A 24,513-nucleotide genomic window follows, 5' to 3' on the forward strand; every position below is an offset into this window, starting at 1 on the left:
GTGCGGCCATCCACACGCTGACGGCGGGGGCAATCGGCACGATGATACTGGCGGTGATGACACGAGCCACCCGCGGCCATGTCGGGCGCACGCTTTCAGCCGGTCGGATCACCGTTCTGATCTACGCCCTTGTGATCCTCGCGGCGATCACGCGTGTCATAGCCGCGTTTGCCACGACCTGGACCATGCCGCTTCTGATCATTTCGGCCTGTCTCTGGATCGCCGCTTTCGCTGGCTTCGTACTCTCCTATGGGCCGATGCTTATCCTGCCGCGCCGTCCCCGGTGACCGCGCCGCGCAACCCGTTGTGGCGCCCGTGCGGCCGCACCCAGCGGCACCCCGACATCACGTTCGCGGTCTGGATCGATGGCGCTTTGCACGACCCAACAACTTTGCCTAACCCGCTTACAAAGGTTTGAATCCATGTCAGAGGACAGGGCGCGTCAGACCATCGCCGCCGCAAATGTAGATCTGGTTCTGTCCTGGAGTCGTCAGGCGAGAAGATGCTGCCCGCCGTCGATGGGAATGATCGTCCCGGTGATGTGCCTGGCCGCATCACTGACCAGAAAGGCGGCCAAATCGCCGACATCGGTAATGTCGACCAGATGATGTTCCGGCGCGCGCGCCGCCGCCTGTTCAAGCAATGCGTCGAACCGGTCGATGCCGCTGGCCGCCCGGGTGCGGATCGGCCCGGGGGAAACCGCATGGACTCGGATGCCCTTCGGCCCCAGTTCCGCCGCCACGTACCGCACGCTGCTTTCCAGCGCCGCCTTCACTGGGCCCATCAGGTTGTAATGTTCGACGACCCGTTCCGATCCATAGAACGTCACAGCCAACAGGCATCCGCCCCGCGGCATCAACGGTTCCGCCAGACGGGCCATGCGGATGAAGGAATGGCAGGACACGTCCATCGCCAGTCCAAAGCCCATGGCCGAACTGTCGGTGACCCGGCCATGCAAATCGGCCACCGGTGCGAAGGCGATCGAGTGCAGCAGAAAGTCCAACGTGCCCCATTCTGAGCGGATGCGGTCGAACACGCTTTCCAGTGCGCCCGGTTCCCGTACGTCGCACGGCAGCAGCAGCGGACACGGCAGCGTATCGGTGACCGCGCGAACGTAGGGTTCGGCCTTGGCATTGAGAAAAGTCGCGGCGAGGGTCGCGCCCGCGGCCGCGAACACATTCGCGCAGCCGGTGGCGATGCTGTGTTCGTTGGCAATCCCGATGATCAGGCCACGCTTGCCACGCAGATCGATGATCGGCTTCGCCAACAGGGTCAGGGCTTCGGTCATGAGGATTTACCTTCCAAAGACGTTGATCCGGCGGCTTTCAGCACTTCCAGCGTGTGCCGGACGATCATGGCTTCCTCGTTGGTCGGGATAACCCGAACGTCGACACGGCTGCCGGGGGCACTGATCCGTTCGGCATGGCGACCATTCGCGTCCGGGTCGGCGATCACGCCCAGCCACGCCAGGCGCTTGCAGACTGCCTCACGGACCTCGGCGGCGTGTTCCCCGATGCCAGCGGTAAACACAAAGCCATCCAACCCTCCCAACGTGCCGGCAAGGGCCGCGGCTTCGCGCGCGATGCGAAACACGAACAGTTCGACAGCCTCGCGGGCGTGGATGTCGGCGCTACCGAGCAGAACGCGCATGTCGCTGGAAATTCCGGACACACCGAGAAGCCCGGAGCGTTTGTAGAGGATGTCCTCGATCTCGGCGGCGCCCAGATGCTGTTCCTGAAGCATGTACAGGATCACGCCAGGGTCGATCGTTCCGCAGCGCGTCCCCATCATCAGGCCGTCGAGCGCAGTGAAGCCCATGGTGGTATCGACGCTGCGGCCATTCGCCATCGCGCAGAGACTGGCGCCATTGCCCAGATGGGCGACGATCACTTTACCCGCCGCAAGACCGGGCGCCGTTTCGCGCAGCGCCCCGGCGATATACTCGTAGGACAGGCCATGGAATCCATAGCGGCGGACACCTTCTTCGCCATAAGTGCGGGGCAGCGCGAAACGCGTAACGACCGCCGACAGGGTATGGTGAAACGCCGTGTCGAAGCAGGCGACCTGCGGCAGACCTGGGCGCAGGGACATGATGGCCCGCACTGGCGACAGGCTGTGCGGCTGATGCAGCGGCGCCAGCGGGGTCAACGCGTCCAGCGCAGTCAGCACCTCGGCGTTCAGCCGCACCGGCCCCGTGAAATCCCGCCCCCCGTGAACGACGCGATGACCCACCGCGACCAGCGTGTCCGCCCCCAGATGGGCATCGACCCACGCCAGCAGTCCACCCAGCAGCGCCTCGTGATCGGTTTTCGCGCCGCCGTCCCAATGCCGCTCGCCGATCACGGGTCCTTTGGCATCTTTTGCGACGAAATGCGGAGCGGTGCCGATACCGTCGACTTGGCCTTTGGCAATGCAAATCGAAGCGGCACCGGATTGAATTTCGAACAGGGCGAATTTGATACTGGATGATCCAGCATTCAGCGCGAGAACAGCGTCGGCCATCACGCGGCATCCACCGTTGCGGCTGCTCGGCGAGCCCGAACCATCAGCACGGCAACCGCGCAAGACGCAATCCGCGTCCGCTGCGAATCCGCTCGGCTGGTCAGGATAATCGGCACTGTCGCGCCCACCACCACGCCGGCCGCATCCGCGCCGGCCAGGAAGGAAAGCTGCTTGGCCAGCATGTTCCCCGCCTCCAGATCCGGAACCAGCAAAATGTCGGCCTGACCGGCGACGGGGGACACGATGCCCTTCTGCCGGGCGGCCTGGGGACTGACCGCGTTGTCGAACGCCAGTGGCCCATCGACGATCGCGCCGGTGATCTGTCCGCGATCGGCCATCTTACACAACGCCGCCGCATCCAGCGTAGACCGCAAGGCTGGATCAATCGTTTCGACCGCCGACAAGATCGCCACGCGCGGCGTTTCGGTGCCCATGATATGGGCCAGATCGATGGCATTCTGAATAATGTCCCGCTTCTCCTGAAGGGTCGGCGCGATATTTAGCGCGGCGTCGGTGATCAGCAGCGGGCGAGGATAGGACGGCACATCCATGAGGTAGACATGACTCAGCCGCCGTTCGGTTCGCAGGCCGGTATCACGCGCAACGACCTCATGCATCAGCTCATTGGTGTGCAGCGCGCCTTTCATCAGCAGCTCCGCCTCACCCGCCCGCACCAGCGCCACCGCTTTCGCCGCCGCGGCGTGACTGTGCGGCACATCGACGATCCGAAAAGCCCCGATATCGAGGTTCGCCGCGGCCGCGACAGCGTGGATCTTCGCCTGCGGGCCAACCAGGATCGGCGTGACCAGCCCAGCCAGGGCCATCTCGATCACCGCGCCCAACGACAGGGCATCGCAAGGATGCGCAACGGCCACGGGAATCGGCGGCTGGCCGGCCGTGCGGATCAGCAGGTCACGGAACCTTTGGTGCCGACTCAGTCGCACCTCCGGCAGTTCGACGCGCGGGCGGCACACTTTCTCGGTGGGTGCCTAAACCTCCGCCGTGCCGGTGATCACCTTCTGCCCGGTCTGGTTGACGCACAGGCAGTCGAAGACGATGCGGTGCTTCTCCGGCTTTTTCTCCCGAACGGTCACTGTCGTGGTGATCGTGTCGCTCAGCCCGACCGGCGCTCGGAAATGCAGTTCCTGCGATAGATAGATGGTGCCCGGCCCCGGCAGCCTGGTCCCGAACAGGGCCGAGATCAGTGCCCCGCCCCACATGCCGTGAACGATGATCTTGTGGAACAGATCCGTCTCCGCGTAGGCGGGATCGAGATGCGCCGGATTCACATCGCCCGAGACCACCGCGAACAGGTCGATGTCTTCCTGCGTCAGAGTGCGTTGGCTGCTGGCGCTTTCGCCGATGGCGATTTCGTCGAACGTCCGATTCTCGATCATCGGGTCGTGGGCGGCGGGATTGAAATCCATGGTGCTTCAATGCTCCAAAACATAGCTGCCTGGCGCCTCGGCCAGCACCGGATAACCTGCCGCCGCGGCGCCCATTTTCGGCGGCTTCGTCATCGCGCCGCTGTGCCGGTCCAGCCAATCGGTCCAGACCGGCCACCAGGACCCATCGCGCCGCTCCGCCATAGCTGCCCATTCGTCCGGACCAGCGTAATTCGCGCCGGCGGACCGGGTGCCGAAGCTGAAGTGGCGATGCGGATGACCGGGTTCGCTGACAATCCCGGCATTATGCCCGCCGGAGGTCAGGACGAAGGTGACCTCGTTCGGATTCAGCAAATTGATCTTGTAGACCGAGTGCCAGGGCGCGATGTGGTCGCTTTCCGTGCCGACGACGAAGAACGGCACCCGGATGTCGGCCAGCGACATCGGCCGCCCACTGGCCATGAAGCGGCCCTCGGCCAGGTCGTTGTTCAGAAACAGATGGCGCAAGTATTCCGAGTGCATGCGCGCCGGCATGCGGGTGCCGTCGGCATTCCAGGCCATGAGGTCGCTGCTCTGATCCTTCTGACCCAGCATGTAGCTGTTGATCATGTGCGACCAGATCAAATCGTTCGATCGCAACATCTGGAAGGCGCCGGCCATTTTCCGGCTGTCCAGGGTGCCGGCGGTTTCCATCTGGTCCTCAAGAAACGCCAGTTGGCCTTCGCTGATGAACATCTGCAATTCGCCGGCTTCCGTGAAGTCGGTTTGCGCGGCGAACATCGTCACGCTGCCGAGACGGTGGTCGCCATCGCGCGCCATCGCCGCCGCCGTGATCGCAAGCAGGGTGCCGCCAAGGCAGTAACCGCAGGCATGGACCGGCATGTCGCCGCAGATGGCGTTTATCACATCAAGTGCGGCCAGCGGTCCTTTCTCGCGGTAGTCGTCCAGCGAGGTATCCTGTAATGCGGGACCGGGGTTCCTCCAGGAGATCGCGAAGACAGTGTAGCCCTGCCCCACCAAATAACCGATCAGCGAGTTATGTGCCGACAAATCGAGAATGTAATATTTCATGATCCAGGCCGGAACGATCAGGACGGGTTCCGGCCGCACGGTGCCGCTGGATGGGGTGTATTGAATCAGTTCGATCAGCTCGTTGCGGAACACCACCTTGCCGGGCGTGACCGCCAGGTTCTTGCCGACTTCGAACGCTCCGCCGCTGGGTGTGCCCGTGGTGGTTTCATGCAGATCGGTCAGGAAGTTGCGAAAGCCGGCGGAAAAGTTGCGGCCGCCGGTAGCCGCGGTCCGCTGGATGACATCCGGATTGAGCCACGGCAGATTTGACGGAGAGAACATATCCAGTCGTTGCCGCATCGAGAAGGACACCATCCGGGCGCTCTGACGGCTGACCGCCTTGCCGGCGTCGCTGGCTTCCATCCACCATTCTTCCGCCAGAAGAAAGGCCTGTTGGGCCAGACTGTAGGGTGGCTGCTGCCAGGCCGGACTGCGAAAACGATGATCCTGCGGCTGCGGATCGATGACATGCCGCCCACAGGCAGCCTGAAACATCCGTTGCCACTGCCGCCCTGCCAAGCCGGCAAGTTCGATGCGTCGGAACGGCGCGTTGGTGAGGTGAAGCGCCCAATCGGCGTAAGCCAACCAAAGCGCGGCAGGTGACAGGCCCGAGGTAAACCGGGCCTCCGCTGCATGAAAAGCCCGGTCGAGATCGCGCAATGATGCTTTGTTCGGGTCCAACGCGGCGGTTGGAGACATTGCGTCGAGATTTGGCGCTGGCTGCGACGATCGTGTGACTATGCCATCCATGGTAACCGCTCCTTCACTGGGCGGGGCAGATTTGACGGTTCTCCCGGTCGTTGGCCTTGATTGGGGTCAAACGTGTCGCTGACGAAAGAAGCATCGGCGCTCCTACATCCGGCGCGGAATAACCGAAACGTCAAGCGCAGGGCTTCGACCTCTCCCCGCCATGACGGTCTCGGGCAGCCGTGTTTCCCCTGGAGCAGTTATTTTTCCTCGGACACTTACCGGAAGATCGTGCCATGCGGGACGGCAGCAGCTTCAACCCGGAAGCCGCCGCTGTGCCGGATGCTAAGGACGTGCTGGTATAACCCGGCGACTGGGAAGCTATTTGTGCCATCGGGCACGGCGCGCGCTATAATGGCGGTTCTCCAGCCTCCGCCACCGACCGGAATCTCATGGCAGCGCAAATCGCTGATAAACAGTTCTCCACCGCCGAAGACCTGGACCGCCTGCTGGCCATTGATGCAAGCGGAGTGGGAACGTGGCGATGGAATGTAGCAAGCGACAGGTTCCATCTGTTCGGCCGCTCGCGCGCGTTGCTGGGCGTGGAAAGTACCCCGACGGATTTCTCCGGGTTTCTGAGGCATCTTCATCCGGACGATCGCGAACGCGTCGATCGGGGATGGCAGAAAAGTCTGCATGGCGGACAGCCGCACGACATTGGTTTCCGCGCGTTGGCGGGTGACGGCCAAGGTCATTGGTTACGAATGAGAGGACGGCCTATCTTCGAAAACGGGCGTTCGGTCGAAATGCGCGGCATCCTGATCGATCTCGCCCCGCCAACAGCCACGGAGCAGGTCAACAGCCGCCTTGCCGCCATCGTTGCGTCCTCCGATGACGCCATTGCGGGAATGACGTTGGACGGTATCGTCACGGATTGGAACCGGGGCGCCGAAATCGTCTTCGGCTATACCGCCGCGGACATCACTGGCAAGTCGATCTCCATTCTGCTGCCGCATGGCCAGGAAGACGAAACTGCTTCCATTCTCGACCGGATCCGGCGCGGCGAACGGGTGGATCATTTCGAAACGCGCCGGCGCCGGAAAGACGGCGAAGTCATCAATGTGTCGCTCACGGTTTCCCCCGTACTGGACGACTCCGGCCGCGTTCTCGGCCTTTCCAAAGTCGCCCGCGACATCACTGGTGCCAAACGGGCGCTCGCCGCGCTTGCGGAGCGGGAGGCACACTTGCAGTCGGTGCTGGATACGGTGCCGGACGCCATGGTCGTCATCGACACGCACGGGATCATGCAGTCGTTCAGCACGACCGCCAGCCGCCTGTTCGGCTACACCGCGACCGAAGCGATCGGACAGAACGTTCGTATCCTGATGCCCGGCCCCTACAAAGAACAGCATGACAGCTACCTGTCCCGCTATTTGTCGACCGGCGAACGCCGGATCATCGGCATCGGCCGGCTCGTGGTCGGACAGCGCAAGGACGGCTCCACCTTCCCAATGGAACTTTCCGTAGGGGAAATGCGTCTGGGCGAGCGGCGCTTCTTCACCGGCTTCGTCCGCGATCTGACCGAACGGCAGGAGACGCAGCAGCGGCTTCAGGAGTTGCAGGCCGGCGTCATCCACATGTCGCGGTTCACCGCCTTGGGTGAAATGGCATCGACCCTGGCGCATGAACTCAATCAGCCTCTGACGGCCGTTGCCAGCTACCTGAAGGGCTGCAAGCGGCTGCTCGATGCCGAACAAAGCCACGACATGCCGGCGGTGCGCGATGCCATCGAGCGTGCGGCCGAACAGGCATTGCGGGCTGGACAGATCATCCGCCGCCTGCGCGACTTCGTGGCGCGGGGTGAGACTGAACGGCATGTCGAAAACCTCGCCAAGCTGATCGAGGAAGCAAGCGCTCTCGCCCTGATCGGCATCAAGGAGACCGGCGTCCGGACCCGATTCGACTTCGATCCGCGCGTCGGGTTTGTCCTGGCGGACAAGGTTCAGATACAGCAGGTCTTGTTCAATCTGATCCGCAATGCGGTTGAATCGATGCAGGATACGGCGGTGCGGCAACTGGTCGTGGCGACGCGAAAAATAGACGACGAAACGGTCGAGGTCAGTGTGACGGATACCGGCACTGGCATCGAACCCGGCATTGCCGAACAACTCTTTCAACCGTTCGTAACGACCAAGCGGTCGGGCATGGGGGTCGGTTTGTCCATTTCGCGCACGATCGTCGAGGCCCACGGCGGACGCATCTGGGCGGAGCCTAATCCGAACGGCGGAACCGCGTTTCGCCTATCACTGAAGACAACTGGCGCGGAGGGCATCGGTGATGGCCAATAATGCCGTTGTACATCTCATCGACGACGATGATGGGGTACGCCACGCGGTGGCCTTTCTGTTGACCACCGCGGGATTCGCCGTGCGCGCGCACGAGTCGGCCACCGCATTCCTGGAGGTACTATCCACGTTGCAGCCGGGATGTATCGTGACCGACATTCGGATGCCGGGCATTGACGGCCTGGAGCTGCAACGGCGCCTGAATGGCTTGCGTGTGAACTTTCCGATCGTGATCATGACCGGACACGCAGACGTCCCTCTGGCGGTCGAGGCGATGAAGGCCGGCGCCATCGACTTCATCGAAAAACCGTTCGATGACGAGGTGCTGCTGTCTGCCATCCGCGTTGCCCTCGATCATTACGATAAGACCGGGCTCCGCGAGATCGAGGTCGCCCAGATCCAGACCAGGCTACGTACCCTTTCCCCTCGAGAGCGTGAAGTGTTGGCGGGCCTTATGGCGGGGCACCCGAACAAAACCATCGCCTACGATCTAGGCCTCAGCGCTCGGACCGTCGAGGTCCATCGCGCCAACGTCATGACCAAGATGGCCGCCGCCAGCCTGTCCGAACTTGTGCGCATGACCCTGGTAGCGGGATTATCACCGTCGGATTGATCGACACTTTGCGCGAAATCAATGCGGCTGGTGACCATTTCCTTACAAACTTCACAATCAGTAATCTGCCAGTGCGGTTCGGGACGAACCGCGGAGCCCGAATTCATGACCCCAAGCCAGAACATCGTCCTTGTTGTCGATGGCGATCTCGCGGTACGGGAGTCTCTCAAATTCGCCTTGCAAATCGAGGGGTTGGCGGTCTTCGTCTTTGCCAACGGCGCGGAACTGTTGGCGCACCCCGTGCTGCGCATGGCACGGTGTATCATCCTCGACCACAAGATGCCATTGATGGACGGCTTCGACATTCTCGCCCATCTGGCGGCCGGGAAAGTGACGGCCCCGGTGATTCTCATGACAGCGCATGCCACCGAAAGCCTCTGCCGCCGCGCTGCCACCGCCGGCGTCCGGCACGTTCTCGAAAAACCTCTTCTGGACGGTGCATTGGTGGATAGGATCCACGATATCCTCGCAGGGCGCCTATCGCCGGCGGATGTGGTTAATCCAATTTAGCGCGAAGACGAGCGTGGCCATGGCGTACGTAGAATCTCGTAGGACCTAACACAATATCACGTCGCGCTGTCCCGGTAGAGAAGGAGTGTTCCCGATCCGAAGGATAGCCTGATGTTTCCCCCATCTGCGATTTCCACGAGCCAACCCGCCCTTGCGATGTTGGCGCGCACACCCTGGATCAGAGAGCCGGTCGAGAATGGATCGGAGTGGGAAAGCGGCTTGGCCTCGACTGGGACGGTGATGCACTTCGCCCAGGATCAGGAGATTTACGGCGAAGGTGATGACGCCTTGACGTTCTTCAAGGTCGTCTCAGGCGTGGTGCGCACTTGTAAGTTTCTCGCCGACGGCCGGCGGCAGATCGACTCCTTCCATATCGTCGGCGACGTATTCGGGGTTGAAGCTGACGCCGAGCATGCTTTCTGCGCCCAGGCGGTCTGCGACTGCACCGTTGTCGCGTACCGTCGTCGCGGTCTGGAGACCGCCGCATCGACCGACGCCGATTTGTCCCGCCATCTGTTTTCCCATGCGATGCGGACCCTCTCCCGCGCACAAGACCACGCCCTGTTGCTCGGTCGCAAAAGCGCGATCGAGAAAGTCGCCGCGTTCCTGGTTGAATGGGCAGCACATTCGCCCGGCGCCGTCATCGTTTCCTTGGCAATGACCCGCCAGGACATCGCCGATTACCTTGGCCTGACGATAGAAACGGTGTCGCGGACGCTGTCTCATCTGGAGCGAGCGGCCATAATCGAATTATCAAGCGCTCGGCAGATACGTCTGAAGGATCCGGCGGCCCTGCGTGTTCTGAATTCCTGACGCGGCCGTTGGTCCGCGGCAATAATTAGGACCAACCCAAATCGAGCCCATATAAGTCAATGACGTCAGATAAAGAATGTCCCTGACCGGGTCCGATCAGGAAGTGCCGCCATCAATGCGATACGAGCGAACAACGATCTGCTCGGAGCAGCAGATCGCGCGTAACGCCACCAAGTGCCCACTCTCGTAAGCGTAAGCTCAGTCCCACCTTGTTTGCCGTGTCATGGTGTTTTGGGTTCTGCTGGTTCGAAATTCCACGGCAACAGAGTGTCGAGCGCTTTGCTGTTGTGGCCCTTTGCCATGCGATCAACGACGGCGGCGATGTAGGCCTCGGGATCCAGCCCGTTCAACTTTGCGGATTATGCCGCGCGCCGAACTATGCCGAACGGGCTCATTTTCCCGAGTAATGGCCCTGATCTGGGTTTGATCGGCTCGGCATAGTTCGTCCTGTGCCTCCGCTTTCAATAGCGGAGAACGGGAAGATGGAGTGCGAAGAGTATTTGCGTACAAGCCGGCTGTTCCAGCGTCTCAGGAGTGGGCCACACGGTCAGCTTGTCGAGCGCTACGCGGCATGTCTCTCGTGGGAGATGGCCTCGTTCGCCATGGCACTTGGCGATGTTTCAATGTGGTCGGCGGGCTTCTGAGTTGGATCGCAAGCCGTCGCGGCGCGCTGGCCGATCTCGATGAGTGCTCGGTCGAATGGTACCTCCGGCATCGGGCTGGGAAGCAGTCCATTCAACCTGGCGATCGATCCGCGCTGAAGTGGTGGCTGTCCGTACTGCGCGCGGAGGGGTTGATCGCGCCAGCGGTGCTGCCGCCCGTCACCTCACACGATCGGATCTTCAACGAGTTCGATGCCTATCTGCGGACAGAGCGCGGCTTGGCCCCGAAGTCCATCGTTCGTCATCTCCCGGTAGTCCGCAGGTTCCTGCACAAGGTGTGCCCCGCCGGTGACGACGACTTAGGCAAGATCAGTCTGGAGGAGGTGATCCGCTACATCGAGCGCCACGCCCAGGATTGGAGCCCAGGAACAGGCAAGGCGATGTGCTGGTCGCTGCGAGCCTTCCTCCGTTGCCTCCACTATCAGGGGCTGAACCCGCGCGGGTTGGCTGATTGCGTGCCGTCGATCCGACGATGGAAGCTCGCGAGTCTGCCGACTTTTCTGTCCGCCGCCCAGGTGCAGAGGACACTCGATGGTTGCGACCGGGCAACCCCTATGGGACGGCGCGACTATGCCATTCTGATGATGCTGGCCAAGCTCGGCCTGTGGGCCGGCAAGGTCGCAACGCTCACCCCCGATGATATCGACTGGCGTGCCAGCGAGATGCTCGTTCGTGCCAAGGGCCGACAGCGCGCACGGATGGACGCTGGCGATTACCTCAGGGCGCTCGCCCGGCGTATTGGAGTCGTGGACGACGAGGTCCGCATCATGAGGTCAAAGGGCGGAGTAATCAGAATGCTGGCCGCCGGCTCGGGCGTGAGATCGGCTACGCTTGGCGTTCGTAGTTCTATTCTGAGTTAGCGGACCGAGATGCGTTCGCACTTCGACAGAATCAGCGATTCAGCCGTGAAACCTCACTCCGCTACAACGTAAGAAGCCGCCCCGATGATCAGACCGGGACGGTGATTGAGCTAGGTTGAAAGGGGTTGCGAATGGCTCGCATATCCGGTCGGAAAATTTCAACAGGCCTCTGGATAATCCCGCGTCCGTACCGCGGCGAAGATAGCCACCCCGGGTCGTGATCACGCCTTGTCGCGTCGTTCATATGGCCTGTCCTAACTCAAAAACCTGCGCGAACACGCACAACAGCCGTACTGAATATTGACATTGGTGTATTTTACATCTATCGAGATGTCTTAGGTAGGATAAGTGAGTGAGCGGCATGATCACTGCTGGGCAGATGCGGGCGGCCCGTGCATTGCTTTCGCTGGACCAACGCGACCTCGCTGAGCGGACCGGGCTATCGCTTCCAACGATCCAGAGAATGGAGGCCAGCGAAGGCGTCATCCGCGGCAATGTCGATTCTCTCATGAAGCTGATTGCTGGGCTCGATGCGGCCGGCATCGAACTGATCGGCGAAGGCGCAACCAGTTCGGGCGGAGGCCGAGGTGTCCGGCTGAAAGGCTGAGGCAAACGACATGGACGAAGCCACATATGCCCACGGGCCAAGAGGCCGCTGATGCCCATCGTGCTGGCATGTGTCGCGGGACTGCTGGCGGTGTCGGCGCTATCGCTCCCCCTGCTCCGTCATCGCGCCGCTACCGCGGCCGTCTACAGCGCTTGCCTCGCAATCTCGCTGGTACTGTGCGCGGCTGCTGTCCTGTCCATCGGCCAGGCGGATTCCGAAACGGTTCTGCCGCTCGGGCTCCCCTGGCTCGGCGCGCATATCCGGCTCGATCCGCTCGCGTACGCCTTTCTCGCCATCGTCAATTTCGGCGCGGCGAGCGCGTCTCTCTATGCGATAGGTTATGGACGGCACGAAGCGGAGCCCGCTCGCGTGCTGCCGTTCTATCCCGCCTTTCTCGCGGCGATGAACCTCGTGGTTATCGCCGACGACGCCTACAGCTTTTTGTTCGCCTGGGAGCTCATGTCGTTGGCCTCGTGGGCGCTGGTCATGGCGCGCCATCACGCGGCGAAGACAGCCTATGCAGGACTCGTTTATCTGATCATGGCCAGCTTCGGCACATTCGCGCTGCTGTTCGCCTTCGGGCTGCTGGCCGGCGCGCACGGTGATTACGCTTTCGACGCCATTCGCGCACACCATCTCTCGCCCGGGTTGGCGGGGCTTGCGCTCGTCCTGGCGGTTGTCGGCGCCGGCTCCAAGGCGGGCCTCGTCCCATTGCACGTCTGGCTGCCACTCGCGCACCCGGCCGCGCCGAGCCATGTCTCGGCCCTGATGAGCGGCGTGATGACGAAGGTTGCCATCTACGCCTTCATCCGGGTCACCTTCGATCTGATGGGCGCTCCCGCCTGGTGGTGGAGCCTGCCGGCCCTCCTGCTCGGCGGCGCGACGGCCGCGATCGGCGTGCTTTACGCGTTGATGGAAACCGATCTCAAGCGGGTGCTCGCCTACAGCACCATCGAGAATGTCGGCATCATCTTCATCGCGATCGGTCTGGCCCTGGCCTTCAAAGCCAGCGGCCTCCCCGGCGCCGCCGCGCTGGCATTGACCGCCGCGCTTTTCCACAGTCTCAACCACATGCTGTTCAAGAGCACCCTATTCTTCGGCGCAGGCTCGGTGATCGTGGCCACCGGGGAACAGGACATGGAACGGCTGGGCGGCCTGATCCATCGCATGCCGATCTCGTCTGCCGCCTTCCTCGCCGCCAGCATGGCCATTTCGGCACTGCCGCCGTTTAACGGCTTTGCTTCCGAATGGCTGATCTTCCAGAGCATCCTCGTCAGCCCGCAACTGCCGCGGATGGGATTGAAGCTGCTGGTGCCCGCGGTCGGCGTCCTGCTGGCGCTCGCCGCGGCACTCGCCGCCGCTTGCTTCGTGCGTGCCTTCGGAGCCACTTATCTGGGCCGCCCGAGGACAACCGCCGCCGGGGAGGCGCGCGAAGCCGATCGATGGTCACTCGCGGCGATGCTCACCTGCGCCACCCTCTGCCTGCTGACCGGCCTATTTCCCGGGATCGTCATCGACTGGCTTCAACCGGCCGTGACTGTGCTCGTGGCCGGGCAGATGCCGCCTCAGGCCGCCATTCCTTGGCTATCCATTGTGCCGATATCGGCAAGCCGCAGCTCGTATAATGGTTTTCTGCTGTTCGCCTTTGTGGCGGTGTCCGCCAGTTTTGCTGCCGTCGTGGTCCATCGCTTTGCCTCGCGGATGGTGCGCAAGGCGCCGTTCTGGGATTGCGGTTACCCGGGGCTTGGCGTCGTCGCTCAATACTCCGCCACCAGCCTGGCGCAGCCTATACGGCGAGTGTTCGCAACCGTCGCGTTCGCGGCACATGAGCAAGCCGAGATGCCACCGCCCGGCGATCTGCGACCGGCGAGCCTGCGAAGATTCCTGCGCGATCCGGTTTGGCATTTTATGTATGCGCCGGTCGCCAGCGCCGTCGGCGCGTCGGCGACGCTGTTGAATCACGTCCAGTTTTTCACGATCCGCCGGTATCTCAGCTTCGTCTTCGTCGCGCTCATCGTCCTCCTGGTGGTTCTCGCTCTATGGGGATAACGTCTGCACTCGCAGCCCAATTCGGGCAGATGCTTCTGGTTTTGGCGCTTGCCCCGGCCTTGACCGGCTTGACCCGCAAGATGAAGGCACGGCTGCAGCGCCGGATCGGGCCGCCGATCTTTCAGCCTTATCGCGATCTGCGGCGTCTGTTCAACAAGGATGTCGTCCTCGCCGACAACAGTTCCTGGCTCTTCCGCGTCGCACCCTACCTGATCTTCGCCGCCACCTGGGTGGCCGCGGCACTCGTCCCGACCTTCCAGACAGGCCTTCTGTTCAGTTGGGCCGGCGACTTGATCGCCATCGTCGCACTCCTGGGCGCGGCGCGCTTCGTCCAGGCCGTCGCAGCACTCGATACCGGAACCAGCTTCGGCGGCATCGGCGCCAGCCGTGAGATCATGATCGCCGCTCTCGCCGAACCGGCGATGATCATGGTCGTGTTCACGGTCGCGCTCGTCGCCGGGTCGACGCAATTGTCGACCATCGCCGCGTTCATGGCAGACACCGGGGGCCTGCGTGTTTCGCTCGCCATGGCGCTCGTCGCGCTCATCATCGTCGCGCTCGCGGAGAATGCTCGAATCCCGGTCGACAATCCGTCCACCCATCTCGAAGTGACGATGGTGCATGAAGCGATGGTGCTCGAATATTCCGGTCGCCATCTCGCGATGATTGAACTGGCGGCGTCACTGAAACTGCTTCTCTATATATCGATCATCGCTTGCATCTTCTTTCCATTCGGACTGATCACCGATGGAGCCGGGTTATCCGCGCATGCGATCTCCCTTGCCGCCTATCTTCTGAAAGTGACCGCCGCGAGCCTGCTGCTGGCGACGCTGGAAACCGTCATCGCCAAGATGCGGGTGTTTCGTGTGCCCAATCTGCTTGGGGTCGCTCTCATGCTTGGCCTGCTGGGCACGTTGCTGCTGTTCGTGTCGGGGGGCATGTGATGTCGCCGTCGCCGTTGGCCTTTGACATCGCCCATATGTTCGCCGGCGGTCTCGTTCTCGTCAGCTTCATGATGCTTTACCAGGACCGGCTGCTGCCATTGATCAACGTCCTGTCCCTACATTCCCTTCTCCTGGCCCTGTCGGTCGCATGGCAAGCGCACATCCAGGACAAACCTGATCTCTACGTGACAGCCGTGATCGCGCTTGGCTTCAAGAGCATCGTCATCCCGATGGCGCTGCGCCGCATGGTCGTGCGCATGGAATTGCATCGGGAGGTCGAGGTCGCCGTCGGGACCGGCATGACGATGCTGCTAGGCATCGGTCTTGTCGCTCTGTCCATGGATCTGATGCTGCGCGTAACGGCCGGTGCCAACGCTCTGGTCCGGGAAGATGTGGCCCTTGCGCTCTCGGTCGTGCTCCTTGGACTTTTGATGATGGTGACACGCCGGAACGCGATCAGCCAGGTGATTGGCTTCATGTCGATCGAGAACGGATTGATCTTGGGGGGTGCAGGCGCGCGCGGTATGCCGCTTGTCGTCGAAATCAGCGTCGCCTTTTCAGTCCTGGTCGCATTCATCGTCATCGGAATCTTCCTGTTCCGCATCCGGGAACGCTTCGACACCGTCGATCTCCAGGCGCTGGACCGCTTCCGCGGAGAGCACCGATGAGCATGCCGGCGTTCAGCCCCATCATCGCTCTGCTCCTAACATCGCTGATCGCGGCCGCGGCGCTTGCCTTTGTGCGGGATTATCGCTGGTCGGCGCGACTAAATATCTTTGCCAGCCTCGTTGCGCTGCTTTTCGCGCTACTGCTCTTCCACAGCCGGCCGCCGGCCGACGATCTGCTGCTCGCAGACGACCTCAACGTAGTGTTCATCGCCCTGAATGCCTTCGTGGGTTTCACGACGAGCGTCTTTAGCGCCAGCTACATCGGGCATGAACTGGAGACGGGACGTCTCACGCCCGGCTATCTCCGTTTCTACCACGTCATGTTCCAGCTGATGATGTTCGGCATGGACCTGGCGCTGACCGCCAACAATATCGGCCTGATGTGGGTCGCCATCGAGCTGGCGACGCTCTCCACCATCGTGATGGTCGGTATCTACCGCACGCATGAGGCACTGGAGGCAGCCTGGAAATATTTCATCCTGGGCAGCGTCGGCATCGCGCTGGCGCTGTTCGGAACGATCCTTGTCTACCTCGCCGCGGTGTCGGCCATCGGTGAGGGCATGGGCGCGATGGCGTGGACCAACCTGCTGCGCCACGCCGTCACGCTCGACCCTTCGTTGCTGAATATAGCGTTCGTGTTTCTCCTGCTTGGCTACGGCACCAAGGTCGGCCTTGCGCCGATGCATGCCTGGCTGCCGGACGCCCATGCTGAAGGGCCGACGCCAGTCTCCGCCGTGCTCTCTGGATTGCTACTGAATGTGGCGCTCTACGCGTTGCTGCGGTTCAAGATGATCGTCGCGGCAAATCCCGGAACGATCGCGGTCGGACCTCTGATGATCACGCTCGGTCTCGGCTCACTGATCTTCGCCGCCTTCATGCTGTGCCGGCGCCGCGACATCAAACGCATGTTCGCCTATTCATCGATCGAGCACATGGGGATCATCGTCTTCGCCTTCGGGATGGGCGGCCCGCTCGGCAATTTCGCTGGTCTTCTACAGATGACCATGCACAGCCTGACCAAATCGGCCATCTTCTTCTCGGTCGGGCATGTCGCGCAGGTGAAGGGCACCCAGAAGATCGCCGATATCCGTGGACTGACGAGCAGTCACCCCCTCCTCGGCTGGACGCTCGTCGCCGGCGTCGCCGCGATCGCGGGGTTGCCGCCCTTCGGCGTCTTCATGAGCGAGTTTCTGGTTATCACCTCGGCCTTCGCCCGCGCGCCGGCGCTCGCCGCGCTCGCAGCTTTTGGACTGCTGGTCGCGTTCGGCGCGCTGCTGCTGCGCCTGGGCTCCATCGCCTTCGGCGAACCCGCCGGGCCGTTGACACCGGTGCGCGCTTCTTACCTGCCGATCTTCGCGCATCTGAGCCTGGTGCTGGTCGGCGGGCTTTACATGCCTGGAGCCATGGTCACCTGGTTTCAGAATGTCGCGGGTCTGCTCAAATGACGGCGCGCGATCCATCCTTGCCTGATCCGTTCGACCGGTTGAACGGGCGCATTGTTGCCGAGCATCGCCCCTGGCCCAGAATAGAAGTCCAGACCGATGCCTGGGCAAAAGCGGCAGACCGGTTGAGCCGCGGCGCCCTGACCCTGCTCGGGCTCTGGGGTGAATCGCACGTGGTTCATATGGCAGTCGCAGATACCAATGACCCGAGCCTCATCCTGGTGTTGAGCCTCACCTGCCCGGAGGGCCGCTATCCGTCGGTCGGGCGCGTACATCCGCCGGCGATCCGGTTAGAGCGTGCTGTCGCCGATCTGTTCGCACTTGTTCCGGTCGGCCCGCCGGATATGCGCCCCTGGCTCGATCACGGGAAGTGGGGCGTGCATGCCCCGCTTGCGGCGCAGCAAAACGACGCTCAGCCAGCCGAGGAGTACGGATTTCTCCCCGTCGACGGGGAGGACATTCATCAGCTCCCGGTCGGGCCGGTTCATGCCGGCATCATCGAGCCCGGTCATTTCCGCATCAGCGCCGATGGCGAGACCGTGGTGCGGCTCGAGGAACGTCTCGGCTACACCCACAAAGGCGTCGAGGCTCTTCTGCAAGGCGCCGATCTGCAGCGGGCAGCGCGATTGGCGTCCCGCTGCTCCGGCGATTCGACGGTCGCCTACGGTCTGGCATTCGCGCACGCGGTTGAGGCCGCCCTCGGCTGGTCGCCGCCAACGCGGGCCGTCCGGCTGCGCGCACTGATGGCGGAGCTGGAGCGCCTCGCGAACCATCTCGGCGATGTCGGGGCGATCTGCAACGATGGCGGATTCGCCATCATGCTGGCCCATTGTTCGGTGCTGCGGGAATCCGTGCTGCGGCAGGCCGCTGCCTGCTTCGGGCACCGGCTGATGATGGATCGCGTCGTCCCAGGCGGCGTCACCACCGATCTCGACGCGGCGGGGTCAGCACGCATCGTCGGTCTCACCGGGGACATCCGCCGTCGCTTTCAGCGGCTCATCGACCTCTACGACAAGACCGCATCGTTGCAGGACCGGACGGTCGGCACCGGCGTGCTGAAACCGGCGCTCGCCGCCCAATTCGGGGCCGGCGGCTATATCGGTCGCGCTTCGGGCCGGCTATGCGACGCGCGGCGCTGGCCTGGCTATGCCCCCTATGACGAACTCGAATTCGAAATCCCCGTGCTCCAGGAAGGCGATGTGAATGCCCGTCTGTGGATCCGCGTCCGCGAGGTAGAGCAGTCCATCCGGCTGATCGAGCAGATCCTTGTCACATTACCTGATGGCCCGATCCGGACGGAGAACGCCATCGACCCCGCGAACCCGCCAGCCGAGGGCATGGCGATCGTCGAAGGCTTCCGCGGCGACATCCTTGCCTGGGTTCGCATCGACGCCGCCGGCCGCATCGAACGCTGCCACCTGCGCGATCCGTCCTGGTTCCAGTGGCCGCTGCTGGAGGCCGCGATCGAAGGCAACATCGTCGCCGATTTTCCGATCTGCAATAAATCTTTCAACTGCTCCTATTCCGGGCACGATCTCTGAAAGCGGCCAATGCGCAGGACACTGTTCGAGAGTTTCACCCGCCGGCCCTTCACCGAAAAACTGGCGGCTCCAGCCGATCCGGAAATCGCCCGCATGGCCGCGGAACTGGACGTCAAGGCGCGCCGCCGGCTTGGCCGCGGACTGTCCCTGCGGCTCGTCGATGCGGGTTCGTGCAACGCCTGCGAGCTCGAACTCAATGCCCTGAGCAATCCTTATTACGATCTCGAACGTTTCGGATTGCGCTTCGTCGCCTCGCCACGCCATGCGGATGTGCTGCTCGTCACCGGCCCTGTGACGAAGAACATGCGTGAGGCGCTCCTGCGTACCTACGACGCGATGCCGGCACCGAAATGGGTCGTCGCCGTCGGCGACTGTGCGGCCTGTGGCGGACTTTATGCCGGCAGCTATGCGTGTGAGCGTGGCGCGGCGGCCGTGCTCCCCGTCGACCTTCGCATTGCCGGGTGTCCGCCATCGCCAACCCAGTTGCTGGAGGGACTTCTGGCGCTTGTGGCTTCGTGATTTCCATTCCGACAGTTGAAAGTCCTGCTCCTCGCAGGTTGCAGTCACGAGGTTCCGGAATCAAGTTGAAATAGGGGTCAGCTTCAGGGGCTGCCTGGATTTCGCAGCAATGGGGACTACAAGAATCTGCTCGCAAGCCCTGCGATTAATACACCCAAAATGGTGGATAGCATTGTGACGCCCAAGGTTGCATAAAGCAGCCCCCATCCAAGCGCGATAACGACACCAACAGCTGCCGACCTCAAAACAATCCGATGCAAGCTGCAATTCATATTGGCCATGAATGTGGACTTTGGTGCATGAAACCGCCGCCGGCGGCGGTTTCATGCACCAAAGTCCCCACCGGGCGCTTGCGGGCGCGGAATTCCTGCTCCAACAGCGGGACATACTTGAGGACCCAGCGATTGAGCGTGGCGTGGTCCACCTCGACGCCGTGCTCCTCCATCATTTCCTCGAGCTGACGATAGCTGATCGGGTACGCCACATACCAGCGGATCGCCAACAGGATCACGTCCCGTTCAAAGTGACTGCCCTTGAACTCGATCATCACACGCTCGCCGCCGAAGCCGTTGCTGACAAACGTACACCAGGCAGATCGGCCAGCCAAGTTTGCGACATCTGTGGACGCCCCCTCAGAAGCAAGGGAAATCTTCCGGAACGACCGCCGCGTAGGTTGGGTGTTGACATCTGTCCGGCCTTAATGCGGCCGTCATGTGCCGCCGGCCCGTATGGGAGTTCGTGGACCAGGTCCAAATCAGAACTGCGTGCTCGAAACACCGTGTCGCAAACTGGCTTTCTGATCCCGTCTCTCGACCCTTGCGCCATACCATCCTTCCGACCGCCCCTACACGGGGGTGTAAGCCCAAACCGCCGAAATTTCCGTCACCGCAAATTTAGCGCCGCCACGATGGCATCCAGATCGATGACCTCCGCCCTGCCACGAAAGGTGTAGTGTCCGTTGAGATGAATATGGCGCCACGCCGCCGGCGAGACCTTCTTGATCATAGCGAGGTCTTTTGAATTCGGGCTCGGCGAGTCTCTGGTCAGCAGGCGCGACAGGATGGCGGAGTTGTAATAGATGATGGCGTTGGCGATCAGCCGCGCGCACTGGTTGCTGATCTCGACCTCGATATCGGTCTTGCCAGTGAGTTCCTTTTTGCCGCCGACCTGCGCAATGGCGGATCGTAGCTGGTGGTATGATTCAAGCCGGTTCTGCGAACGCTGGACATCCCGTTGCAATTGCTGATTGCGGAGATAGCGCAAGGTGTAGATGCTGCGGACCAGCTTATCGAACTCGAAGATCGCGTGCCGCGTCGGGTTCGGCTGCGAATAAGTGCACAGCTTTCTGATGAGGGTGCCTTGCGTCATTTCCTTGAGGCCGAGCGTCGCCACGATCTGATCAATGTTGGCCTTCTCATTCACAATGGCCGGCAGATCGATCTGGCCTATGGGACGAATAAGAAATTGCTCGTAAAGTGAAATGTCGTCGGCGCAATAGAGTTCTTTTAGCTGCGCCTCCAGGCCCGTGAAGCGTGGTTCGAAGCGCGGTCCAAACCAGTGCAGAACAGCGAAATTGGCCTTGTTGACGCTGTGCATGTCGCCGGTGATAACCGACGGAACGATATCCGACGTGTTGCGATACCAGATATCGAATACATGATGGGCTTCGAACTCATGCGCGCCGATGATCCAACCTTGCAGCGGGATATGATTGCAAAGCAGTGTATAGGCGACGACACCCTTGCCGCGGCCGAAATATTTACGTGAGTGCCGTGCCTTCACGGTTGGCCGTTCCACACCGAATTTCTGACCGTCAACGCTGCCATGGAGCGTGTTGAGATCGAATGAATAGTGCGGAAAAATCGGGAGGGCGGCGATCCCGTTGCTGATCGGGTCATTGGCCCCCTGCAGCGATGACTGGCGCAGATACTGCTGATAGGCAGCTTCCAGAACATGGTAGGCTATGTCACTGGTTTTCGCCATGACGAGGTTGCCATGGTTCATCGCCTGGGCAATGATGACCGCCGTCACGCTGTCCGCGTCTGCGGACTGCTTCGCGTACCGCGGCTGCAGTGGCGTCAGGGCGGACAGGAACTGGCATTGCTCGTTCACGAAACGGATGACGTCGGCAGCATCGCGGAACGATACCTGGTCGTAGAAGCTGTCCTGCCGGGCGGTGTCGTTGTCAGTCCTGGGACGGTGCCATGTGAGTGTTCCGCTTTGGCGGTCGTAATCGAAATGTTTCAGCTTTCCCTGACGCAGTTCGCGATCAAAGGCCCGCCATTGTTCTCGTAATTCCGCTGACAGCACTTCAAGCTGTGTCTCGATCGGCTGGCGCAGCCAGGGAATGTCCATCTGGCCGAGCACGTCGCCTTTCTCCGCGAGCGACACGAGATCATCGTTGAAGCGACGGTGTTGCAAGCTGTCATTCAGGTGGAGCTCACCCGATTTCAGGCGTTTCCGCAGTTGCCGGTATATCCAGAACTCATAACGGTCTGCGTGTACGCCGGCCGGCTTCCCATCCGGGCCGAACGTCAGCAGCCACGGGCGCAGGGATTTGGGCAGTGTTGCATCGGGACATTCGATGAGCGGGCGTTGCGACAGACGTTGCTGTCTGGCGAACACACCCTTCATCCAGGCGTGCGCCGCCAGCCATGGATTGTCGGCTGCGCCGCAGGAGAACTCGAGCGCCCCATAGAGCGGGCGCAGATGGCGGCGAATACGCTCCGCGAGCCCGTCGATGATCTGCCAGCGAATGCTCAGCCGGCCCGTCGGCTTTTCTGCCAGATTATGACCAGCGGTCCGTAACGCGTCGCGCGGCATGATGCTGAACGCGCGTTGGCGCACATCGCCAAACGGAGCCGTGTCGGCGACCGTCTCGTCGACGAAAAGCAACAGCAGACGCCCGACCCGCGGTGTATCCTGATCGCGCCGGACCTGCGCGGCGGTGAAGAACTTAATTGTCCGCGCCTTGCTCTCGTCCTCGAGCTGCTTCATGTGATAGCCCAAGGCGTCGACAAGGTTGTCAGTGAGTTGCCGGTAGCGCAGCCAAGCGTAGCAGAGCAGGTACAGATGTGTCTGCCCGGCCTTGAGGCGCCGCAAATCGTAGACCGTGTAGAAATTCGCCAGGCTCGCGTAATAATGCAGATTGCGCTGTGAGATTCCGAGCCTGGGCAGCACTGTCCTGGTGGTCAGGTACAACGGTTCCAGCCTGGCGCGCTTGACCCGCTCGTTCGCCATCTGACGCCATCGGAAGTTTTTGGCGTCCTGCTTCAGAGCTGCCAGTTCCGACAAGGTGTCATCGCGCGTCAGCAACTGGGCAAGCGCATCCCGTGCCGGATCGTCCAGCAACCCGGCGATCAGGTCTTCCAAACGCGCGCGCTCGGCAGATAATGCCTCGCTGATGAGCGTTTGCAGCGTCGTGTAGCCGGGACGGATGATTTTGTGCTCGTTGAGCCAGACGATGAGGTCGGCGGCGATGAACCCTGGCGTCACGTCGCGCCGGACGATCAGGGCGGCCTGCTGCGCAAGTTGGGTGAAGAGGTCCGCCGACCACGGGCGGTAGCCGGACAACCCGGCGATCATCGCACGCTGCGCGTAGTGTTCATGTTTGGTAATGACCTGACCGTCAAACGTCTGATCCCTGAAATAGCGGGTCAGGACGAAATCGAGATCCTCCGCCACCTCATCCCAAGTGAAGCGGAAGAACGCGTGTTTGGCCTTGAAGTAGCCGATCTGCAGGACACAGCAAACCTGGGCGTGAAGGCCAGGACGGCTGGTGGCGAGAGCCAATTCCGGTCCGGTCAGCGACAGATAGGTCAGCTGCTGGCGGCCGTCGAAATCGGGCAGCCTGTACAGGGCGAGTTGCTCCGCGTCCGATAGGACGGCCAGGCGCTCGCTCTTGGTCGCCATCCGATTTTGGTATCCCCATCGCGCAATCTTTCCGTATAATAGGTGATAAACGGAAAGATTGGATTGCGCCATGAGCATCCAGGCGGGTTCCAGGCCCGTGGAGCATACTCCGCCAGCCATCGAAAACCGGAAAGTTCCCATTCGCAAGGCGAATGCTGCCTACCGGAGCCGAGAATATCTGTCAGACCGGGAGGTGACAGCGATGATCGCAGCAGCGGCCGCTGTCGGCCGGCATGGCACGCGGGATGCCGCGTTGATTCTTTTCGCCTACCGCCACGGCCTGCGTGTGTCCGAACTCGTCAGTTTGCGCTGGGATCAGGCTGATCTCCGCCAGGGGCTCCTGCATGTTACCCGGCTCAAGCACGGCATCGCGTCGGTTCATCCTTTGCGCGGACCGGAGTTGCGAACCCTCCGCCGCCTGCAGCGGGATTATCCGGATACAGCCTACGTGTTCGTCAGCGAGCGCAAGGCGCCGCTCACCGCCGACACGGTGCGCAAGATCGTCGGGCGGGCCGGACAGCGGGCCGGTATCGAGTTCCCGGTACACCCGCACATGCTGCGCCACGCCACAGGCTACAAACTCGCCAACGACGGACAGGACACACGGTCGATCCAACATTATCTGGGCCATCGCAACATCGAGCACACCACTCGATATACTGAATTGAGGCCCGACCGCTTCAGGGCCTTTTGGTCCGACTGAACGTCAGCGATCCCGGCCATAACAGCTGCTGGCTGCCCAAATCGTCGGCAGACGGAATTTTCGGCGGTTTGGGCTTACACCCCCAGCTTTCCAGCGGTGATTTGATGACGCAGTCTATCGTCCTCGGAATATTGCTTCTAATCATACTGCTGAACCTGGTGGGAATGCTTTTGGCGAGGCCAATCATGGCTTGTGTCGGTTGGGCGACATTTCAGGTTCTGGGCTGGGTATTTGCCGTGTTACAGGCTGGTCTTGCCGTGGACGCCGTGGTTACGTCGTTACGCAATCTCGGCTTTTTTCGCCTTTCATGATTTGATAGGGAGCATGCAAACCTGTGGGGTTTGTTCCGCCTGCAGTAGGTCTTAGGCTCACGGGACGAGTTTGAGCTGATGGCGAAACTGGTGTGGCGGGTAAAGCTGGTAACGGAGGTGCAGGCCGGTGAAACGACGGAGGTCGAGGTCGCACGCATTGAACGCGATGAGCAGGCTGGCCTATCTGACCTCGGGCTCCGTCTCGCAGAGGCGAAGCAGCTCACCTCCACCCTTCAGGCGGCGATCGTCCCTGCACAGGTGACGATCGCCGGTGAGCATCGCTGCACCTGTGCGGCTTGCAGGCGTCGGCTGGGTTCCGTCAGCGCTCGCGCCACGCTCCTTGTTCGCCTTCGCGGGGTGCGGGTATAG

Annotated in this window: 21 protein-coding genes and 1 pseudogene; 15 read left to right on the top strand and 7 right to left on the bottom strand. The window is 61.9% G+C overall.

Going from position 1 to position 24,513, the window contains the following annotated elements; translation table 11 throughout:
* The coding region (locus GSQ89_RS17915) for an NnrS family protein (protein WP_174254891.1) at window positions 1–287 on the top strand (287 nt) is incomplete at its 5' end.
* 203 nt (window positions 288–490) lie between these two features.
* On the opposite strand, the gene fabI is transcribed toward GSQ89_RS17915, so the two are convergent.
* The 4 genes and pseudogenes from fabI to GSQ89_RS17935 all read right to left on the bottom strand — a co-directional run bounded on the left by fabI (window position 491) and on the right by GSQ89_RS17935 (window position 5,708).
* Window positions 491–1,288, bottom strand: coding sequence for an enoyl-ACP reductase FabI (gene fabI / locus GSQ89_RS17920; protein ID WP_158927635.1), 798 nt, complete (start codon window positions 1,286–1,288; stop codon window positions 491–493).
* Window positions 1,285–2,502: an acetate/propionate family kinase gene (locus tag GSQ89_RS17925; RefSeq protein WP_158927637.1), complete on the bottom strand. Its 1,218-nt coding sequence runs from the start codon at window positions 2,500–2,502 to the stop codon at window positions 1,285–1,287. The genes fabI and GSQ89_RS17925 overlap by 4 nt, the downstream gene beginning before the upstream one ends.
* A pseudogene (locus GSQ89_RS17930) lies at window positions 2,502–3,899 on the bottom strand (bifunctional enoyl-CoA hydratase/phosphate acetyltransferase). The gene GSQ89_RS17925 and the pseudogene GSQ89_RS17930 overlap by 1 nt, the downstream one beginning before the upstream one ends.
* Before the next feature lie 36 nt (window positions 3,900–3,935).
* Window positions 3,936–5,708, bottom strand: coding sequence for an alpha/beta hydrolase (locus GSQ89_RS17935; RefSeq protein WP_158927639.1), 1,773 nt, complete (start codon window positions 5,706–5,708; stop codon window positions 3,936–3,938).
* A gap of 389 nt (window positions 5,709–6,097) precedes the next feature.
* Between GSQ89_RS17935 and GSQ89_RS17940 the strand changes: the two genes are divergently transcribed.
* From GSQ89_RS17940 to GSQ89_RS17955, 4 genes are all read left to right on the top strand, one after another.
* The gene (locus GSQ89_RS17940; RefSeq protein WP_158927641.1) at window positions 6,098–7,993 is read left to right on the top strand and encodes a PAS domain-containing sensor histidine kinase; all 1,896 of its coding nucleotides are present in this window, start codon (window positions 6,098–6,100) and stop codon (window positions 7,991–7,993) included.
* The gene (fixJ, locus tag GSQ89_RS17945; RefSeq protein ID WP_158927643.1) at window positions 7,983–8,603 is read left to right on the top strand and encodes a response regulator FixJ; all 621 of its coding nucleotides are present in this window, start codon (window positions 7,983–7,985) and stop codon (window positions 8,601–8,603) included. The genes GSQ89_RS17940 and fixJ overlap by 11 nt, the downstream gene beginning before the upstream one ends.
* A gap of 21 nt (window positions 8,604–8,624) precedes the next feature.
* Window positions 8,625–9,113, top strand: a complete 489-nt coding sequence (locus GSQ89_RS17950; protein ID WP_216856235.1) for a response regulator transcription factor — start codon at window positions 8,625–8,627, stop codon at window positions 9,111–9,113.
* Window positions 9,114–9,224: 111 nt separating this feature from the next.
* Window positions 9,225–9,926: a helix-turn-helix domain-containing protein gene (locus GSQ89_RS17955; protein WP_158927645.1), complete on the top strand. Its 702-nt coding sequence runs from the start codon at window positions 9,225–9,227 to the stop codon at window positions 9,924–9,926.
* Window positions 9,927–10,147: 221 nt separating this feature from the next.
* On the opposite strand, the gene GSQ89_RS40175 is transcribed toward GSQ89_RS17955, so the two are convergent.
* Entirely contained in the window at window positions 10,148–10,276 is a 129-nt protein-coding gene (locus GSQ89_RS40175; RefSeq protein WP_158927647.1) for a transposase domain-containing protein, read from the bottom strand.
* A gap of 221 nt (window positions 10,277–10,497) precedes the next feature.
* Between GSQ89_RS40175 and GSQ89_RS17965 the strand changes: the two genes are divergently transcribed.
* The 8 genes from GSQ89_RS17965 to GSQ89_RS18000 all read left to right on the top strand — a co-directional run bounded on the left by GSQ89_RS17965 (window position 10,498) and on the right by GSQ89_RS18000 (window position 19,218).
* Window positions 10,498–11,448, top strand: a complete 951-nt coding sequence (locus GSQ89_RS17965) for a site-specific integrase (protein ID WP_158927649.1) — start codon at window positions 10,498–10,500, stop codon at window positions 11,446–11,448.
* A gap of 361 nt (window positions 11,449–11,809) precedes the next feature.
* A complete protein-coding gene (locus GSQ89_RS17970) occupies window positions 11,810–12,055 on the top strand; it encodes a helix-turn-helix transcriptional regulator (RefSeq protein ID WP_158927765.1) in 246 nt (81 codons plus the stop codon).
* Window positions 12,056–12,106: 51 nt separating this feature from the next.
* Window positions 12,107–14,104, top strand: a complete 1,998-nt coding sequence (gene hyfB, locus GSQ89_RS17975; RefSeq protein ID WP_158927651.1) for a hydrogenase 4 subunit B — start codon at window positions 12,107–12,109, stop codon at window positions 14,102–14,104.
* A 29-nt stretch (window positions 14,105–14,133) separates the two neighbouring features.
* On the top strand, window positions 14,134–15,048 hold the full coding sequence (locus GSQ89_RS17980; RefSeq protein WP_371734269.1) for a respiratory chain complex I subunit 1 family protein: 915 nt from the start codon (window positions 14,134–14,136) through the stop codon (window positions 15,046–15,048).
* The gene (locus tag GSQ89_RS17985) at window positions 15,048–15,716 is read left to right on the top strand and encodes a hydrogenase-4 component E (RefSeq protein ID WP_158927655.1); all 669 of its coding nucleotides are present in this window, start codon (window positions 15,048–15,050) and stop codon (window positions 15,714–15,716) included. The genes GSQ89_RS17980 and GSQ89_RS17985 overlap by 1 nt, the downstream gene beginning before the upstream one ends.
* Complete coding sequence (locus tag GSQ89_RS17990) at window positions 15,713–17,161, top strand: hydrogenase 4 subunit F (protein WP_158927657.1); 1,449 nt, start codon at window positions 15,713–15,715, stop codon at window positions 17,159–17,161. Before GSQ89_RS17985 ends, GSQ89_RS17990 begins: the two co-directional genes overlap by 4 nt.
* Window positions 17,158–18,699 carry an NADH-quinone oxidoreductase subunit C gene (locus tag GSQ89_RS17995; protein WP_158927659.1) on the top strand — a complete coding sequence of 514 codons (1,542 nt, stop codon included), beginning with the start codon at window positions 17,158–17,160 and terminating at the stop codon, window positions 18,697–18,699. Before GSQ89_RS17990 ends, GSQ89_RS17995 begins: the two co-directional genes overlap by 4 nt.
* Window positions 18,700–18,708: 9 nt before the next feature.
* Window positions 18,709–19,218, top strand: a complete 510-nt coding sequence (locus GSQ89_RS18000) for an NADH-quinone oxidoreductase subunit B family protein (RefSeq protein ID WP_158927661.1) — start codon at window positions 18,709–18,711, stop codon at window positions 19,216–19,218.
* 268 nt (window positions 19,219–19,486) lie between these two features.
* On the opposite strand, the gene GSQ89_RS18005 is transcribed toward GSQ89_RS18000, so the two are convergent.
* Together GSQ89_RS18005 and GSQ89_RS18010 are read right to left on the bottom strand one after the other, a co-directional pair.
* Window positions 19,487–19,765, bottom strand: a complete 279-nt coding sequence (locus tag GSQ89_RS18005; protein ID WP_216856236.1) for a hypothetical protein — start codon at window positions 19,763–19,765, stop codon at window positions 19,487–19,489.
* A 335-nt stretch (window positions 19,766–20,100) separates the two neighbouring features.
* Window positions 20,101–23,130 carry a Tn3 family transposase gene (locus GSQ89_RS18010; protein WP_158927663.1) on the bottom strand — a complete coding sequence of 1,010 codons (3,030 nt, stop codon included), beginning with the start codon at window positions 23,128–23,130 and terminating at the stop codon, window positions 20,101–20,103.
* Window positions 23,131–23,227: 97 nt separating this feature from the next.
* Here GSQ89_RS18010 and GSQ89_RS18015 point away from each other — a divergent pair, with 97 nt between their 5' ends.
* Both GSQ89_RS18015 and GSQ89_RS18020 read left to right on the top strand, forming a co-directional pair.
* The gene (locus GSQ89_RS18015; protein ID WP_256367333.1) at window positions 23,228–23,833 is read left to right on the top strand and encodes a tyrosine-type recombinase/integrase; all 606 of its coding nucleotides are present in this window, start codon (window positions 23,228–23,230) and stop codon (window positions 23,831–23,833) included.
* Between the two features lie 389 nt (window positions 23,834–24,222).
* Window positions 24,223–24,513, top strand: a complete 291-nt coding sequence (locus GSQ89_RS18020; RefSeq protein WP_158927667.1) for a hypothetical protein — start codon at window positions 24,223–24,225, stop codon at window positions 24,511–24,513.

Source organism: Acidisphaera sp. S103, from assembly GCF_009765975.1.
Taxonomy (GTDB): domain Bacteria; phylum Pseudomonadota; class Alphaproteobacteria; order Acetobacterales; family Acetobacteraceae; genus Rhodopila.

What these genes read in the sequence shown, in the direction of transcription:
- GSQ89_RS18010 (WP_158927663.1), bottom strand. Translation starts at nt 23,130, where the DNA reads ATGGCGACCAAGAGCGAGCGCCTGGCCGTCCTATCGGACGCGGAGCAA.
- fabI (WP_158927635.1), bottom strand. Translation starts at nt 1,288, where the DNA reads ATGACCGAAGCCCTGACCCTGTTGGCGAAGCCGATCATCGATCTGCGT.
- GSQ89_RS17925 (WP_158927637.1), bottom strand. Translation starts at nt 2,502, where the DNA reads ATGGCCGACGCTGTTCTCGCGCTGAATGCTGGATCATCCAGTATCAAA.
- GSQ89_RS17940 (WP_158927641.1), top strand. Translation starts at nt 6,098, where the DNA reads ATGGCAGCGCAAATCGCTGATAAACAGTTCTCCACCGCCGAAGACCTG.
- GSQ89_RS18020 (WP_158927667.1), top strand. Translation starts at nt 24,223, where the DNA reads ATGGCGAAACTGGTGTGGCGGGTAAAGCTGGTAACGGAGGTGCAGGCC.
- fixJ (WP_158927643.1), top strand. Translation starts at nt 7,983, where the DNA reads ATGGCCAATAATGCCGTTGTACATCTCATCGACGACGATGATGGGGTA.
- GSQ89_RS17965 (WP_158927649.1), top strand. Translation starts at nt 10,498, where the DNA reads ATGTCTCTCGTGGGAGATGGCCTCGTTCGCCATGGCACTTGGCGATGT.
- GSQ89_RS17935 (WP_158927639.1), bottom strand. Translation starts at nt 5,708, where the DNA reads ATGGATGGCATAGTCACACGATCGTCGCAGCCAGCGCCAAATCTCGAC.
- GSQ89_RS18000 (WP_158927661.1), top strand. Translation starts at nt 18,709, where the DNA reads ATGCGCAGGACACTGTTCGAGAGTTTCACCCGCCGGCCCTTCACCGAA.
- hyfB (WP_158927651.1), top strand. Translation starts at nt 12,107, where the DNA reads ATGCCCATCGTGCTGGCATGTGTCGCGGGACTGCTGGCGGTGTCGGCG.
- GSQ89_RS17980 (WP_371734269.1), top strand. Translation starts at nt 14,134, where the DNA reads ATGCTTCTGGTTTTGGCGCTTGCCCCGGCCTTGACCGGCTTGACCCGC.
- GSQ89_RS17955 (WP_158927645.1), top strand. Translation starts at nt 9,225, where the DNA reads ATGTTTCCCCCATCTGCGATTTCCACGAGCCAACCCGCCCTTGCGATG.
- GSQ89_RS17990 (WP_158927657.1), top strand. Translation starts at nt 15,713, where the DNA reads ATGAGCATGCCGGCGTTCAGCCCCATCATCGCTCTGCTCCTAACATCG.
- GSQ89_RS17995 (WP_158927659.1), top strand. Translation starts at nt 17,158, where the DNA reads ATGACGGCGCGCGATCCATCCTTGCCTGATCCGTTCGACCGGTTGAAC.
- GSQ89_RS17970 (WP_158927765.1), top strand. Translation starts at nt 11,810, where the DNA reads ATGATCACTGCTGGGCAGATGCGGGCGGCCCGTGCATTGCTTTCGCTG.
- GSQ89_RS18005 (WP_216856236.1), bottom strand. Translation starts at nt 19,765, where the DNA reads ATGATCGAGTTCAAGGGCAGTCACTTTGAACGGGACGTGATCCTGTTG.
- GSQ89_RS17950 (WP_216856235.1), top strand. Translation starts at nt 8,625, where the DNA reads ATGCGGCTGGTGACCATTTCCTTACAAACTTCACAATCAGTAATCTGC.
- GSQ89_RS17985 (WP_158927655.1), top strand. Translation starts at nt 15,048, where the DNA reads ATGTCGCCGTCGCCGTTGGCCTTTGACATCGCCCATATGTTCGCCGGC.